Genomic DNA, 15,804 nt, shown 5'->3' on the forward strand with positions numbered 1-15,804 from the left:
GGGCCCTGCTCGCAGGGGCCCGGCGTTCCGTCCGGTGTCGGGGGCGTGCCGGATCGGGCGGGGCGAGCGTTCCTCAGGGGGTGGCGTCGAGCCCGGCCCGCTGGGGAACGACGGTGTACCGGGGGTCCTCGGCCGACGCGATGCCCGCGGCGAAGACGCCGAAGCGGGTGCAGACCGAGCCCGCCAGCAGCGCGATCCCGCTCGCTACGGCGACCGGGCGGGGCCGGCCGGCCAGCGCGCCCGCGAGCGAGCCGCACACGGACAGGACCTCGGCCGCCTTGAGCAGAGCCCCCGCCCGGCCCTCTTCGTAGGTCTCGGCCACCATGCCCAGGCGGCGCCGGGCGCACCGGGTCGCGGCCGCCTCGGCGAGCGCGGCGAGCGGAGCGGCGCAGCGCGCGGGGGCACTCTCGTGCGACGGCCCGACGACCAGAGCCATCCCCGCGGCCGCCGCGGTCGCCGACGCCGCGAAGAGATAGGGCAGTTCACGGTGGGCGCCGTGCCAGGCGGGCACCGCCGTGTCGGCCGCGAGGACCGCCGTGTACGAGGCGACGGCCGGCCCGAGCAGGGCCGCGCCCGCCGTCGCGGCCGCACCGGTGCGGGGCAGCCGTCCCGTCACGGCCGTCAGGGCGGCCGCGCCCGCGGCCGGGCCGTAGGCCGCGAGCAGCCAGGAACCGACGCTCATCGGCGAGGTCGGCTTGAACACCCGCAGCATGTTCGCGAACCGGCCCGGCCTGCCGAGGTCGTGGACGAGTGCCGCCGCGGACAGCGACACGGCCGCCAGCGAGGACAGCTTCATGGCGGACGCCGTCGCCGTGCGCCCCGTGAGCTGGGCGCCCGCCGCGAGCACCGAGCCCGCGCCCGCCAGCCCGCCGAGGAAGAAGTACCCGGCGATGTCCTGGGGTGCCCACGAAGGTGCCTTGATGATGGGCCTGCCGTAGTACGATCCGAACTCGGCGCTCGGCACCATCAGTTGCTCGCCGCGTCGCCCCCGTCTCCGCCCGGCGCCCTTCCCCTCGGATGCCCGTGCCGTGCCTGCCTCGCTCATCGTGGGTACCTCCGTCGTGCGATCGCGGGCAGCGCGAAGGACGCGGCCATCCCGCCGAGCAGGGCAAGGGCGGCCGCGCCCGCGTGCTTCCACATGGCGGGCAGATCGCGGGTGGTGACCACGGGCGCTGGTGGCAGCCCGTAGACCTCCGGCTCGTCGAGCAGCAGGAAGAACGCCCCGTCCCCGCCGGCGCCGTCGTGGTCCTCATGGCCGTAGAGGCGGGCCCCCGCCACGCCCGACTCCCGCAACTGGCCGAGCCGCAGCGCGGCCCGCTCGCGCAACTCCTCCAGCGGGCCGAACTGGATGGACTGTGTCGGGCAGGCCTTGGCGCAGGCCGGCTCCTGTCCCGCGCCGAGACGGTCGTAGCACAGGGTGCATTTGAACGCCCTTCCGTCGCTCGGCCGTTGCTCGATCACGCCGTAGGGGCAGGCGGGCACGCAGTAGCCGCAGCCGTTGCAGATGTCCTCCTGCACGACGACCGTGCCGAACTCGGTGCGGAACAGGGAGCCGGTGGGACACACGTCCAGGCAGGCGGCGTGGGTGCAGTGCTTGCACACGTCGGACGACATCAGCCACCGCAATTCGCCGGCCTCGCTTGGGGGAGCGGACTGCCCCGCCACTCCATCGGGCTCGCTGGGCGACGTGAACTGCTCGCCCAGCATGGGCAGTTGGGTCCGTCCGTCCGGTGCGGGTGTCTGCTGCTCGATGAACGCGACGTGGCGCCAGGTCGAGGCGCCGAGTCCCTGGGTGTTGTCGTAGCTCATGCCGGTGAGCGAGAGCCCGTCCTCGGGGATGGCGTTCCACTCCTTGCACGCCACCTCGCAGGCCTTGCAGCCGATGCAGACCGAGGTGTCGGTGAAGAACCCCACGCGCGGCGGCGGTTCGGCGTGGCCCGCGTCGCGCGCCGGATCGGGCTCGGGCCCGCTCAACAGGTGACGGTCCGTCATTTGCGTACCTCCGTCCCCGTCGAGTCGGTGATGCCCGCCCGCTCGCGGTACTCCGCCACAAGCTTCGGCAGATCCGGCCCGCGCGGCCGGCGGCCGGGCCGGATGTCGGCGGTGAGCGCCTTGTCCTCCTGGATGTGGGAGTTGGGGTCCAGGGCGATCGCCATCAGCTCGTTCGCGGCGTCCCCGGTGACCATCCCGTTGGGCCCCCAGTGGAAGGGCAGACCGATCTGGTGCACGGTACGGCCGTGCACCGTCAGGGGTCTGATCCGCTCGGTGACCAGGACGCGGGCCTCGATCGCGTTGCGGGCCGTGACGATGGTGGCCCAGCCGGTGTGCTCAAGACCGCGCTCGGCGGCCAGTTGAGGGGAGACCTCGCAGAACAACTCCGGTTGCAGCTCGGCGAGATGGGACGACCAGCGGCTCATGCCACCCGCCGTGAAGTGCTCGGTGAGGCGGTGGGTGGTGACGATGTAGGGGAAGACTCCGGCGCCCGGCTCGTCGCCGCTCGGGTGATAGCGGTTGCCCTCCCTCGGCAGCAGCTGACGCACCGGAGAGCGGGGCGTCGACGGGTGGAGGAGGTTGCCGAAGGGCGAGTCCTGCGGCTCGTAGTGGGTGGGCAGCGGCCCGTCCTCCAGGCCGGCGGGCGCGTACAGCCAGCCCTTGCCGTCGGCCTGCATGATGAACGGGTCGTCACCGCGCAGCGCGTCCGGGCCCTCGGCGTCGTCGGGAGGCACGTGGCCGGGGGGCAGGCCGGGGACGAAGTCGGGGACGTCGTGGCCGGTCCACCGGCCCTGCTCGCCGTCCCACCACACATACGCCTTGCGTTCGCTCCAGGGCGTTCCGTCCGGTGCGGCCGAGGCGCGGTTGTAGAGGATGCGCCGGTTGGCGGGCCATGCCCAGGCCCATTCGGCGGCCACCCAGTCCTGCTCACCGCCCGGTGTGCGGCGGGCTGCCTGGTTGACGCCGTCCGCGTACACCCCGCAGTAGATCCAGCAGCCGCACCGCGTCGAACCGTCGTCCTTGAGCTCGGTGTAGGCGGACAGCGGAGCCCCGTCCGGGCCGTGCCCGTTGATCTCGGCGAGCACGGCCGTCGCGATGGGTTCGTCCAGCGGCCCGTCCACCGGATAGTCCCAGGTCAGGTCCTGTACAGGCCGGTCCATCGGGTCACTTGAAGCGGCCAGGGCCGCCTTGATGCGCCGGCCCAGGTGGTACATGAACCACAGGTCACTGCGGGCATCGCCCTCGGGCTCGACCGCCGCGTGGTGCCACTGGAGCCACCGGTTGGTGTTGGTGAAGGAGCCCGACTTCTCGGTGTGCGCCGCGGCCGGGAAGAAGAACACCTCGGTGGCGATGTCCCGGGTGCGCAGCTCGCCCGTCTCGATCTCGGGGCCGTCCTGCCACCAGGTCGCCGACTCGATGAGCGAGAAGTCCCGCACCACCAGCCATTCGAGCCGCGCCATGCCGAGCCGTTGCAACCGTGTGTTGGCCGAGCCCACGGCGGGGTTCTCGCCCAGCAGGAAGTACCCCTTGCACACCCCGTCGAGCTGCGCCATCACCGTGTCGTACGTCGAGTGCGAACCGGTCAGCCGCGGCAGGTGGTCGAAGCAGAAGTCGTTGTCCGCGGTCGCCGCCTCGCCGTAGTACGCCCGCAGGAGGCTGACGACGTACGCCCGCATGTTGCCCCAGAAGCCCTTCTCGGTGCGACTGGCCCGGATGAAGTCGTCCAGCGTCTCGTGCGAGCGGGCGTGCGGCATCGGCAGATAGCCGGGCAGCAGGTTGTACAGGGTGGGGATGTCGCTGGAGCCCTGGATCGAGGCGTGGCCGCGCAGCGCCTGGATGCCGCCGCCGGGACGGCCGATGTTGCCGAGCAGCAACTGGAGCACGCTCGCCGCGCGGATGTACTGCGAACCCACCGAGTGCTGGGTCCAGCCCACCGCGTACACGAACGCGCTCGTCCGTTCCCGGCCCGAGTTCGCGGTGAGGTCCTCGCACACTCGCAGGAACGCCTCGCGCGGCACCCCGCAGGTCTGCTCCACCAACTCCGGTGTGTAGCGCGCGTAGTGGCGCTTGAGGATCTGGTACACGCAGCGCGGATGCCTGAGCGTCTCGTCGCGGGGCGGTGTGCCGCGGGTCTGCGCGCCACCCGAACCGTGTGTCTCGGGCCCGCCCAAGTGCTGGGTCCGCTCGTCCACGGCGCCCGCCGGCGCCCGCATGGCGACGCCCTCGTACTGCCAGCTCGTCGGGTCGTAGTGGCGGCCGTCCTCGTCGAGGCCGGAGAAGACGCCGTCGAGGTCCTCGGTGTCGCGGAAGTCCTCGCCGACCAGCGTCGCCGCGTTGGTGTAGGCGATGACGTACTCGCGGAAGTCCTTCTCCTCGGTCAGGACGTAGTTGATGATCCCGCCGAGGAACGCGATGTCGCTGCCGGCCCGGATCGGTACATGCAGGTCGGCCAGCGCGCTGGTCCGGGTGAAACGCGGGTCCACGTGGATGATCCGGGCGCCGCGCGCCTTCGCCTCCATCACCCACTGGAAGCCGACCGGATGGGCCTCGGCGAAGTTGGAGCCCTGGATGACGATGCAGTCGGCGTGCTGGAGGTCCTGCATGAACGTGGTGGCCCCGCCACGCCCGAACGAGGTCCCGAGGCCGGTGACCGTGGAGCTGTGACACACCCGCGCCTGGTTCTCCACCTGGACCACGCCAAGGCCCGTGAGGAGCTTCTTGATCAGGTAGTTCTCCTCGTTGTCCAGCGTCGCGCCGCCCAGGCTCGCGATGCCGAGGGTGCGCGCGGTGCGATTGCCCTCGTGCTCCCACTCCCAGGTGCGCCGCCGGGTCTCGATGACGCGCTCGGCCACCATGTCCATGGCGGTCTCCAGATCCAGCGGTTCCCAGTCGGTGCCGTACGGCCTGCGGTACAGCACCTGGTGCTCACGGGACGCGCCCGTGGTCAGCTGGAGCGTGGCCGAGCCCTTGGGGCACAGCCGCCCCCGGCTGATCGGCGAATCGGGATCGCCCTCGATCTGGACGACCTTGTCGTCCTTGACGTAGACCTGCTGGCCGCAGCCGACCGCGCAGTAGGGGCAGATGGAACGCACCACCCGGTCGGCGGTTTCGGTACGGGGCCTGAGCCGCTCGGTGTGTTCCGACTTCGCCGCGGTGCCCCGGCCCAGCGGATCGGCCCCCTTGAGCTGACGGTAGAGCGGCCAGCTTCTGGCCCGCTTGCGCACACCCATGGGAGCTTCCTCTCTGCGCCCGCCGTCCGCGACCGTGGTCGGCGCCTCTCCCAGGCTGACCCGCCACGCGCGCTACGGCGACCGGAGGCCATCCCTCGGGCCATGCGGTGGGGCGGGAACGGCTAGGGCAGCCGAATGGCCCCGGGCTCAGAAGTGCAGGTCGGCTGCGACCGGGATTCGCGCGCCCATGTTGCGTTCCATCATGCGCAGGGCGGCCTCGGCGAGATCCTCATGGATGTGGGCGACGGCGTCGCGCGGCACCGTCACCTTCAGATGACGAATGTGCGCGTCGAGTGCCGAGTAGAGGACGCACTGCTCGGTGACCTGCCCGCACAGCACCACATGGTCGACGCCCTGCTGGCCCAAGAGGTATTCGAGAGGTGTCTCGAAGAAGATCGAATGGCGTGCCTTGATGACGAACAGGGACTGCTTCTCCGGCGCGATCGGCCGCACCAGATCGGCGTGCGGCCCGCGCAGCGCGGTGTCGAGCAGCTCCCCGTGGTGGGAGCGCCATTCGCCGAAGTTGTCATTCGCGTAGATCACGGGGACATCGCTCCGGCGGGCGGAGGCCAGCAGCTCCGCCACGGTGGGCAGGATGGCCTTCACCGAGGGAACGAGCAGGTGGGCGTCCTCGTGCTCGTAGGTGTTGATCATGTCGATGACGATCAGCGCCGTGCTTCCCATGCGACTACCCATGCGCCCATCTTGCGCCGCTCCCACCCCCGCTGCGATCGGGGCGGGGCGTGTGCTGCCGTGTCCTTGTGTGTCGCCGGGCGGCCCTCCTGCGGGTGCGGGCGAACCGCGATGCGGTCCGCCCACGGGAGCCTCACGCCTGCCCGGCCGGTGGGGCTACCCGGCCGACGGGACGGCGGTATCCGCTTCCTGTTCGCACCGTTCCTGGAGGCGGCGCGCCTTGTCCTGGAGACGTCGGCGCAGCTCGGGGTCGCGGGCGCGCTCGGCCGCCTTGCCGAGTTCCCGGATCTGGGCGCGGAAGTGCTGGACGCTTCTGCCGAGGTGACTGGCCGTGTTCATGGACGCTCCGCCGTTCTGTGAGAAGGGGTGTACTCGGGGTTCCGCCGTGGTCCGGCTCCGGGGGTGTTCCGCGTCGCGGCCCGCGAGGCGGGCCCGGGCGGCACGCATGCGCCCGGCGGGCGGACGCGCTCGGCCGCCATGCCGTGTCACGCGCACGGGGCACAGCCGGAGGGGACCCGCGCGGGTAAGACCTGTCCTGCGGATGCGCCTCCGGTCCGAAGCACAACGTCCGTCTGCCCTGGACCCCTCCGCGTAAACGGGCGCCCCCGCGTTCCGGCACCATCGAGGACGTTGGTCACGGAGCCCGGGACCTTGGACCCGCGGCGGCCGAGGGACGCACCCGTGCCGCGGTCTCACATACGACGCCAGCGTGCCGAGGCGAAGGAGAAGGCGCCGAACAGCATCAGTCCGATCGCGACGGCGACCAGCAGCCATGGCCCGGCGGGTGTCCCGGCGAGGCTGCGCAGGGTGGCGTCCACGCCCTTGGCCTGCTGGGGGTCGAAGCGGATGGCCGCCACCAGAACGAAGATCCCGGCCGCCGTCGCGACCATGCCGCGGGCCACTCCGCCACCCACACCCAGCGCGGTGACGACCTGCCGGGTCCCGGTGGGCGTGGCCGCGAGGTCGAGGCGGCGCAGGAAGCGGCGCATCGCCGCGCGTACCGCGAGCACCACGCCGATACCGGCGAGCACACAACCCGCCGCGCCCACCAGGGGCTGCCCGTAAGGGAGTTGGAGTGCCGTGCGGGTCCAGTCACGGGACTTCGCGTTGCCGTTGGAGCCGCGGTCGGTGCCGGCGGCGAAAGTGACCGTTCCCCAGCACACCGTGGCGTAGAACACCGCACGGCCACCGTCCATGAGCCGCGAGGCGACCTTGCGGTCGCCGCCGCGCGCCCGTATCGCCCGGATCCCGCGCCACAGAGCCATACAGCCGAAGCCGACGGCCAGCGCCCACAGCACCGCGGCCCCGAAGGGCCGCCCGGAGACCTCGGCCAGCGCTCCCTCACGGTCCGCCTGACCGCCGCCGCTCCCGACGGCGATACGGATGGCCAGCACCCCGATCAGGACGTACACGACGCCCCGGGCCACGAACCCGGCCCGGCCCGCGGCACTCACCGTGTCCGTTCCCGAGATTCGGTTCCCCGCCCCGCCGCGGCTTCTCTGTATGTGTGACGACGTCACGTTGCCCTCGCCTTCCCCGGTCCCTGGGGCGCGAGGACGCGCCCTTGTCGCCGGGTGCCCAAGGACGCCGGGCTCATGCGCCCGGCGTCCTGAACGCCCTCCGGGGAAGAGCGGGGTCAGGCCTTGGCCTGCATGTCCCGCCGTGCGGGGTTGCCCTGCTCCCCGGCCTTGGGGTCCATCTCGTCCGCCTTGGCGCGGACCCCCTGCTCGATGCGCTGCCCGATCGTCTTGTCGATGTTGGACCAGTACTGGAAGGCCCGTTGCAGCACGGGCTCGGTGACGCCGTTCAGGAGGTGGCCGACCACGTTGTCCACCAGCCGGTCGCGGGCCGCGTCGTCGAGGACCTCGCGCACCATCGTGCCCGGCTGGCCCCAGTCGTCGTCCTCGGCGTGATCGACGTACGCGGCCCGGGTGATCTCCCCGTCGGCGTACCAGCTCGGCGGGTTGCCGTACCGCTCGGTGTCCGCCGCCGGGCCGCCCTTGGAGTTCGGCGCGTAGACCGGGTCGGTGGTCTTGCGGTACGCCATCGCCCCGTCCTTGGAGTACGTGTTCACCGGGACCACGGGGGCGTTGACGGGGAGCTGCTGGTAGTTGCCGCCGATGCGGTGGCGGTGGGCGTCGGCGTACGAGAACAGCCGGGCCAGCAGCATCCGGTCCGGGCTCGGGCCGATGCCGGGGACCAGGTTGTTGGGCTGGAAGGCCGCCTGCTCGATCTCGGCGTGGTTGTCGGTGGGGTTGCGGTCCAGGGTCATCCGGCCGACCTGGATCAGCGGGTAGTCGCCGTGCGGCCACACCTTGGTCAGGTCGAACGGGTTGAACCGGTAGGTCGCCGCCTCCTCGTACGGCATGATCTGCACGTGCAGGGTCCAGCTCGGGAAGTCTCCGTCGCGGATGTGCTCGAAGAGATCACGCGTGTGGTAGTCCGTGTCGACCGCGGCCATCTGGTCGGCCTCGTGCTGGGTGAAGTACTCGATGCCCTGGTCCGTCTTGAAGTGGTACTTCACCCAGAAGCGCTCACCCTGCGCGTTGATCCACATGTAGGTGTGCGAGGTGTAACCGTTCATGTGGCGCCAGGTGCGCGGGATGCCGCGGTCACCCATCAGCCAGGTGACCTGGTGGGCCGACTCGGGGGAGAGGGTCCAGAAGTCCCACTGCATGTCGTGGTCGCGCAGGTTGTTGTCCGCGCGGCGCTTCTGGGAACGGATGAAGTGCTGGAACTTCATCGGGTCCTTGACGAAGAACACGGGGGTGTTGTTGCCCACCATGTCGTAGTTGCCTTCGCTGGTGTAGAACTTCAGCGCGAAGCCCCGGGGGTCACGCCAGGTGTCCGGGCTGCCGCGCTCCCCGGCGACGGTCGAGAACCGGGCGACCAGTTCGGTCCTGGTGCCGGGCTGGAAGAGCGCGGCCTTGGTGTAGGCGCTGACGTCATGGGTCACTTCGAAGTGCCCGAAGGCACCGCTTCCCTTGGCGTGTGGCTGCCGCTCGGGGATGCGCTCCCGGTTGAACTGCGCCATCTGCTCGATCAGATAGGCGTCCTGCAACAGGATCGGCCCGCCCGGGCCGACTGTGAGGGAGTGTTCATCGCTCTCCACCGGAGCACCGGAATCGGCCGTGGTGGCCGGGCGTGGAGTGTCGGTCATCGGTCTGCCCTCCGTCATACGGTGCGGGGTGCAACGCTGCTCAGCCACGACCAGGAAGAGGAACGTGGCACTACGCGTGTAGCCCGCCCCGCCCGGCGGCAAACCCGTACGCATCGGTCGCAAGGCCCCGCGCGCGTACCTCACCGGCCACCCGGGGCCCGGCCGTGCCACGGCGATCGGGCCCCGGCGGCCGTCGTCCCAGCCGTCCCGCCGGCCCCGGCGACCTGCCGGATCCGCATCCGGAACGGCCCGGGCGGCGAGGCCCGAATGGGCTCTCGCCACGCCCGGGACGCGACGGTGCGATCAGTGGGCGGTGTGGACTTCGAGCGCCGCGCGTACGGCGGACTCGACGGCGCCCTCGATCCAGGCGGGCTTGAGGGAGGTGTGGTCCCCGGCGAAGTGCAGGGGGCCTTCGGGGGTGACGATCTCGGGGAACAGCTCGGTGTGCTGGCCGGGCAGGAGGACCGATGCCTCGCCGTAGGCGTAGGGGTCGCGTGCCCAGCTCTGGGTCTGTCCCGCTCCGGTGTAGAAGACCTCGATGCGCTGGCCGTAGATGTCCTGGAGCCCGGACAGGGCGTGCGGGTAGCGGGCGTCGTCGTCGAAGGCGTCCCAGCGCATGGCGTCGTCGGCCCAGGTGTAGGCGGCGAGGACGACTCCGCCGGCGCTGCCGGGCACGGGGTGCGAGGGGTTGAAGGTGAAGCGGTTGGGGTTGTCGCTGACGGATCCCCCGCCCAGCGCGGCGACCGCCGCGGGCTGGTCGCGGGTGACGGAGCGGTAGGCGGCGTAGTAGGCGCGCTGGCTCTCGGAGAGGCGTTCACCCGTGACGGAGTCGTGCCGGCCCAGGAGGCTGCCGTCGTCGGGGGCCAGGCTCTTGCGGTAGGAGTCGTACAGGCCCGGCGCGATGGTGGCGAGTTCCCGCTTCCAGTCCTCCTCGGTGAACTCCCACCAGCGGCGGCTGAATTCGAGGACCACCTTGGTGGCGCTGTCGTAGTGGAGCTCGGTGACCGCGCGCCGCTTCCCGTACGACATGAGGGGGTTGACCTGGATGTGGCGCAGCCCGGAGAACGGCACGGTGATGACGGCGAGGTCCGCCGTGAACTGCTCGCGGACCGGCGTTCCCCGGCGCCCCTCGGAGACGGTGTCGACCCACACATGGGGTCCGTCGGCCTTCACATGGGAGGTGTCGGTGCCCGGGCGGTGCGGATCCCAGTACTCGATCCGGGTGACCCGGCGGTCGAAGCGGATGCACGGCTCGACTTCCTTGAGGAGCGCGTCGGGCAGGGCCGCGGTGCCCCCGGACAGCTCCCAGAACGTGGTGCGCGGGCTGATGAGGGCCGCGTCGAGGAAGCTGTGGAGGAAGGAGAGCGGAAGGCGGGAGGTGACGTTCTCCAGGCAGCCGACCAGGTCGATGGTGGCCTCGTCGAGCTTGGCGAACTCGGTCAGATAGCGCCGCATCGACCAGTCGCCGAAGCGCTCGATGACCCGTGCCCAGCCGGCGAGCAGCTCCGCGGCGGGCTTGTCGGTGCGCTGCCCGTCGGCGCCCCGCGTACTGAACTCGTCCCGGGCCGGGTCCAGGGCATCGCTGAGGATCTTGGCGGCGGGAACGTCCCAGAGCGCGCGGGGCACACCGAAGGACTGGTTCACCCGCCGCGGGCTGCGCGCGTAGTCGGCGCGGCGCACGCGGATGCCGTTGACGTGGATCCAGGTCTGCTGGGCGGGGCTTCCGTCGGGGTGCTCGTCGACCAGGCGGAACTTCTGCCGCCGCACTCCCAGGTGGTCGATGAGGGCCATGACCAGGGGGTGGCTCTGCGGGATCCGCATGGCGCCGGCCTCCGCGTACTGCCGCGGGTCGGCGAACGGCTGCTTGGCCCGCTCGTGGCCGCCGGTCCTGAAGGTCTTGATCCTGCCGCCCGCACGATTGCCGTTGGCCTCGACGAGCGTGACCGTGTGCCCGGCCCGCCGCAACAACAGCGCCGTGACGAGGCCCGCCGGGCCCGCCCCCACGACCAGCACCTTCTTCGGCCCGGCGGCCGACCGGGGCAGGCCACCGCCCACCAGGACCTCGCGGTAGCCCGGCACCAGGTCCCGGCCGTCCGGCCCGCGCACCAGCAGGGCTCGCGCGACCTCCAGGCAGCGCTGGGACAGGGATGCCGTGGCCGAGGGTGCGAGGGCGACGGCCTCGGTTCCGGCGACGGCTTCGGCCCCGGCGGCGGCAGCGGGTGCGGGTGCCGCCGAGGTCGCCGCGACCGCGGCCGCCGCGGTCCCGAGGGCAAAGCCGCGCCGGGACAGGGAGTTGGGCGCGGCGGAGGACCGCGGCGCTTGAGGTGATTGCATGGCGTCACCATGCCGTCTTTCCCGCCGCCCCCCGGCCCGGCCACGCGCACACACGTACCCGCCGTGATCCAAATGGCCCATGAATGGCGGCACTTCGCGCCCCGCACGGACACAAGCTTCCACCCGAACGTGTCAGTCACCGCCGACCTCCCCGCATGGCGCGGAGTGCCTTAATGCGCTTGACCCGGCGCCGAGTCGAGGTTGCACTGGGGCGGGACACCACGCGTGGTGGTGTCGGTATCCCAGGGAGGGCAGCGGCCGCGATGGAGATCCGTTCCACGACCGAGCAGGACCTCGACGTCTTCGTCGACACACTCCACGCCGCGTTCGCGCGCTTCCCGGACACCCCGCCCGACGGCGGCGGCCCCTGGTGGTCGGCGCTCGAAATGGACCGCAACCTGCTCGCCGTGACCGCCGAAGGCAAGCCCGTCGGCACGGCAGGCGCGTACTCCTTCGAACTGACCCTGCCCGGGGGAAGCATCGCCCCGGCGGCCGGGATCACCTGTGTCGGCGTCCTGCCCTCGCACCGGCGCCGGGGCGTGCTCAGCGCGATGATGCGGCATCAGCTCGCCGAACTGCGGGCCCGGGGCGAGTTCCTCTCCGTACTGCTGGCGTCCGAAGCCGTGATCTACCGCAGGTTCGGCTACGGTCCGGCCACCTACACGCGCCGCCTGACCGTGCCCCGCCACCGTGCCGCGCTCGTTCCGCCCCGCGCGCCCGGAGCGGTCGGCGCCACCGGGGCCGGGGACGCCGGTTCGGTGGAGCTGCTGCGTCGCGCCGAGTGCGGCGCGATCCTGGAGGAGGTCTACGACCGGTACCGCCGCGCACAGCCCGGCGCGCTGTCGCGGCCGCACTCCTGGTGGGCCAAGGGGGCCGGGCAGCCTCCGATCTCAGCCACGCCCCGCTACGTCGCCGTGCACCGGGACGCCGACGGGGCCCCGGACGGGTACGCCAGCTATGCGCGCGGCGAGGACAACACGCTGACGGTCGACGAGACGATCACCACCGACGACGCCGCCTTCACGGCCCTGGCCCGGTTTCTCCTCGCACATGACCTGATGTCCAAGGTGGTGTTCAAGCACCTCGCCCCCGATCACCCGCTGCGCTGGCAGTTGACGGACTTCCGCGCCGGCGAGGTGGACGGCGACACCGACTGGTTGTGGGTGCGGCTGCTGGACGTCCCGCGTGCGCTGGCCGCCCGCGGCTGGTTCGCGGACGGAGAGCTCGTCCTCGATGTCGAGGACCCCTTCCTCGACCAGGCCGGCCGCTATGTGCTGACCGTCCGGGACGGCAAGGGCGACTGCGTCCCGACGGACCGCGAGCCCGACCTGTCCCTGGACGTGAGCGACCTGGGCTCGGTGTACCTGGGCGGCACCACCCCGAGCACCCTCGTGCGCGCCGGGCACATCCGGGCGCACCGGCCCGGCGCGGCCGCTCTGGCCGACGCCCTCTTCCGCGGCGACCGCTCCCCGCACTGCCTGCACTGGTTCTGACCCACACCGCCGCTCGCCCCACCGAGGTACCGACAGCACGCTTCCCGCCCGGCCGGAGCGCGTCCTCGGCGGGCCGCAGCGCGTCCACTGCGACTCGTCGGGGGCGGCGGGGCCGCCGGATCCGTCGGCATGCCCGGGAATTCGACATGCGTCGATATTGACATCTGTCGATTCAGTGCGCCACACTCCGCAGTGTCGGCTATATCGATAGGCGTCAATTCAGGGACGGACGCCACCGCCCCCGCAGCACACGACGGAGCACAGATGCGCGAGAACGACACCACCTCCCTGCCCTGCGTGATCATCGGCGCCGGTCCGATCGGCCTGGCCGCCGCCGCGCACCTCGTCGAACGCGGCCTGGAACCCCTGGTCCTGGAGGCGGGGCCCGCGGCGGGCAGCGCCGTACGCGACTGGTCGCACGTCCGCCTGTTCTCGACCTGGGCCGAGGTCGTCGACCCGGCCGCCGAGAGGCTGCTCGCTCCGACGGGCTGGGTGCGGCCGGACGGCACGGGTTGTCCGACCGGCGGCGACTGGGTCACGCGGTACCTTCAGCCGCTCGCCGACGCCCTGGGCGACCGGGTTCGTTGTGGCGCCAGGGTCACCGGAGTCTCCCGCGCCGGACGTGACCGCGTCGTGGACGCCGACCGGGAGCGGCAGCCCTTCACGGTCCACATCGCGTACGCGGACGGCCGGGCCGAGCGCATCCTCGCCCGCGCCGTCGTCGACGCCTCCGGTACGTGGGCCACGCCCGGCCCGGCGGGCGGTGACGGTCTGCCCGCCCTCGGCGAGAAGGCGGCGGCCGACCGCTTCACCTACCGCGTGCCCGACCTCAAGGACCCCGCCGTGCGCGCCCGTTACGCGGGCAGGCGCACCGCCGTCATCGGCTCAGGAGCCTCCGCCTTCACCGCGCTCGCCTCCCTTGCGGCCCTGGCACAGGACGAGCCGGGCACCCATGCCGTGTGGATCCTGCGCCGGGGGATCGGCGGCGCCACCTTTGGCGGCGGCGAGGCCGATCAACTCCCCGCCCGCGGGGCGCTCGGCCTGGCCGCCAAGGCCGCCGTCGACGATGGCTGCGCCGAGGCCGTGACCGGGTTCCGCACCCAGGCCGTGGAGAGGGTCGAGGACGGGCGCGTGGTCCTGGTCGCCGACGACGGCCGCCGCTCGGTCCCGGTGGACGAGGTCATCGCCCTCACGGGCTTCCGGCCCGACCTGTCGCTGGTGGACGAGCTCCGCCTCGCCCTGGACGAGCGGCTGCGGGCTCCGGTCGGACTGGCCCCGCTGATCGACCCCAACGTCCACTCCTGCGGCACCGTCTACCCGCACGGCGTGCGCGAGTTGTCCCATCCGGAGCCCGACGTGTACCTGGTCGGCATGAAGTCCTACGGCCGCGCCCCGACCTTCCTCGCCATGACGGGCTACGAGCAGGTCCGCTCCATCGCCGCCGCGCTCGCCGGGGACCAACTGGCCGCCGAAAAGGTGGAGTTGACCCTGCCCGAGACCGGGGTGTGCGGGGGCGCCGGTCTTTTCGACGAGCCCGTCACGGATGAGGGGGCCGGCGCGGGGTGCTGTGCTGTTCCGTCCACCGTCCCGATCGGCGCCGGTGGCCCGATGCCGTCCGGCGCCGGCTGCTGAGGACATCCGCATCCGCGGAGCCCGGACGGGGGTCCGTTGTCGATCGGCGGTGCGGCGTACGCGGCGATGTGTGTGCGCTTGACCAGGGGCGGGCGCATCCTGGGAGCATGAGTGACCGCGACGACTTCCTGACATGGGTCAGGACCGAGCTGTACGGGGCGGAGCTCGCCCTGCACAACGGCGATGCGGCCCCGCGCCGTGCGCTGTGGTCGCGCAACGAGCCGGTGAGTGTCCTGGGGGCGTGGCGCAACGCCTGCGGCCAGCGGGAGATCAACGAACTGTTCACAGCGCTGGCGGAGACCTTCTCCACCTGTACGTCGTACGAATTCGAGCTGATGTCGTACGACGTGGTCGGAGACATGGCCTATACGGCGGGCATGGAGCACACCTCCACGTCCGTCGGCGGCGAGCCACGCACCTACACGCTGCGGGCCACGCAGACGTACCGCCGGGAGGACGGCCTATGGCGGGTGGCTCACCGACATGGAGACACGGTGAGCGACTGAGTGGCGCTTCTGTTCAGGCGCCCGCGTCGAAGGTGCGATGGTCCGGCCGCCGTTGCGGCCGCACGGCGCCGGGCCGCACGGCCGCCGGGCGAGGGTTCCTTGCCGGGACGCCGTCTCAGTGCTCGGCGCTGGGAACGGCGAGCGGGCTGGCCGGGGCCTCCTTCTTGGCCGCCTCCATCTGCTCGCCCAGCTCGGTCAGGCGGTTGCGTCCCATCGCCTTGCGCAGTTCGGGGAACCAGTCCTTCTCCTCTTCCTCGACGTGGTGGCGGACGTTCTCCATGAGGACGGTCATCTTGGCGTCGAAACGCTCGTCGCTCGGGTCGAGGTCCTTGAGTTCGGAGAGCATCCACAGCACGACGTGGTGCTCCTCGACGCTCTCCAGAGCCTGGTCCTTGGTGTCGGGGGCGGCCTCGCGGGCCGCCGGGTAGAAGATCTTCTCCTCGATCCAGGTGTGGGTGGTGAGTTCCTCGATCACCCGGTCCGCGATCTTCCGCTTTTCGGCGTGGGCGTTGTCGCCCGCCTTCTCGAACTCCTTGAAGAGCTTCTCCACCGTCTTGTGGTCTTCCTTGAGCAGCACGATGCCGTCCACGATCTCTCCTCGCTCACTGATACGGGCGGTCGGCCCGCCCGGGGAGCGTGTACCCCCAAGTGCGGCGAACCTGTCACCAGGCCCCCGGATGGCCGCCGAACGTGTGTGTCGCGCCGACGGGAAAGGCCACCTGTCCCTGGCCACCGCCGGGCACAAGGCCCTCGGGGGCATGCGT

12 protein-coding genes are annotated in these 15,804 nt (G+C 71.8%); 3 read left to right on the forward strand and 9 right to left on the reverse strand.

What is annotated here, in order from left to right; all coding sequences use genetic code 11:
• Positions 1–73: 73 nt before the first annotated feature.
• The 8 genes from nrfD to N4G70_RS26800 form a co-directional block, all read right to left on the reverse strand.
• Positions 74–967, reverse strand: a complete 894-nt coding sequence (nrfD, locus tag N4G70_RS26765; RefSeq protein WP_399037051.1) for an NrfD/PsrC family molybdoenzyme membrane anchor subunit — start codon at positions 965–967, stop codon at positions 74–76.
• Between the two features lie 74 nt (positions 968–1,041).
• Entirely contained in the window at positions 1,042–1,992 is a 951-nt protein-coding gene (locus N4G70_RS26770) for a 4Fe-4S dicluster domain-containing protein (protein WP_261715283.1), read from the reverse strand.
• Positions 1,989–5,222: a formate dehydrogenase gene (fdh, locus tag N4G70_RS26775; protein WP_261715284.1), complete on the reverse strand. Its 3,234-nt coding sequence runs from the start codon at positions 5,220–5,222 to the stop codon at positions 1,989–1,991. The genes N4G70_RS26770 and fdh overlap by 4 nt, the downstream gene beginning before the upstream one ends.
• 147 nt (positions 5,223–5,369) lie before the next feature.
• Positions 5,370–5,906: an isochorismatase family cysteine hydrolase gene (locus tag N4G70_RS26780; RefSeq protein ID WP_261715419.1), complete on the reverse strand. Its 537-nt coding sequence runs from the start codon at positions 5,904–5,906 to the stop codon at positions 5,370–5,372.
• A gap of 165 nt (positions 5,907–6,071) precedes the next feature.
• Complete coding sequence (locus tag N4G70_RS26785; protein WP_261715285.1) at positions 6,072–6,254, reverse strand: DUF6381 family protein; 183 nt, start codon at positions 6,252–6,254, stop codon at positions 6,072–6,074.
• 353 nt (positions 6,255–6,607) lie between these two features.
• Complete coding sequence (locus N4G70_RS26790; protein WP_261715286.1) at positions 6,608–7,369, reverse strand: DUF1206 domain-containing protein; 762 nt, start codon at positions 7,367–7,369, stop codon at positions 6,608–6,610.
• A 182-nt stretch (positions 7,370–7,551) separates the two neighbouring features.
• On the reverse strand, positions 7,552–9,075 hold the full coding sequence (locus N4G70_RS26795) for a catalase (RefSeq protein ID WP_261715287.1): 1,524 nt from the start codon (positions 9,073–9,075) through the stop codon (positions 7,552–7,554).
• Positions 9,076–9,378: 303 nt separating this feature from the next.
• A complete protein-coding gene (locus N4G70_RS26800; protein ID WP_261715288.1) occupies positions 9,379–11,409 on the reverse strand; it encodes an FAD-dependent oxidoreductase in 2,031 nt (676 codons plus the stop codon).
• 263 nt (positions 11,410–11,672) lie between these two features.
• Here N4G70_RS26800 and N4G70_RS26805 point away from each other — a divergent pair, with 263 nt between their 5' ends.
• The 3 genes from N4G70_RS26805 to N4G70_RS26815 all read left to right on the forward strand — a co-directional run bounded on the left by N4G70_RS26805 (position 11,673) and on the right by N4G70_RS26815 (position 15,040).
• Entirely contained in the window at positions 11,673–12,902 is a 1,230-nt protein-coding gene (locus tag N4G70_RS26805) for a GNAT family N-acetyltransferase (protein WP_261715289.1), read from the forward strand.
• 264 nt (positions 12,903–13,166) lie between these two features.
• A complete protein-coding gene (locus tag N4G70_RS26810; protein WP_261715290.1) occupies positions 13,167–14,534 on the forward strand; it encodes a lysine N(6)-hydroxylase/L-ornithine N(5)-oxygenase family protein in 1,368 nt (455 codons plus the stop codon).
• A 107-nt stretch (positions 14,535–14,641) separates the two neighbouring features.
• Entirely contained in the window at positions 14,642–15,040 is a 399-nt protein-coding gene (locus tag N4G70_RS26815) for a nuclear transport factor 2 family protein (protein ID WP_261715291.1), read from the forward strand.
• Positions 15,041–15,155: 115 nt separating this feature from the next.
• Here the strand turns inward: N4G70_RS26815 and N4G70_RS26820 are convergent, their stop codons facing one another.
• The gene (locus N4G70_RS26820; protein WP_261715292.1) at positions 15,156–15,629 is read right to left on the reverse strand and encodes a hemerythrin domain-containing protein; all 474 of its coding nucleotides are present in this window, start codon (positions 15,627–15,629) and stop codon (positions 15,156–15,158) included.
• Positions 15,630–15,804 lie beyond the last annotated feature (175 nt).

Origin of the sequence: Streptomyces sp. ASQP_92 (assembly GCF_025399895.1) — a bacterium.
In the GTDB taxonomy this organism is placed as follows: domain Bacteria; phylum Actinomycetota; class Actinomycetes; order Streptomycetales; family Streptomycetaceae; genus Streptomyces.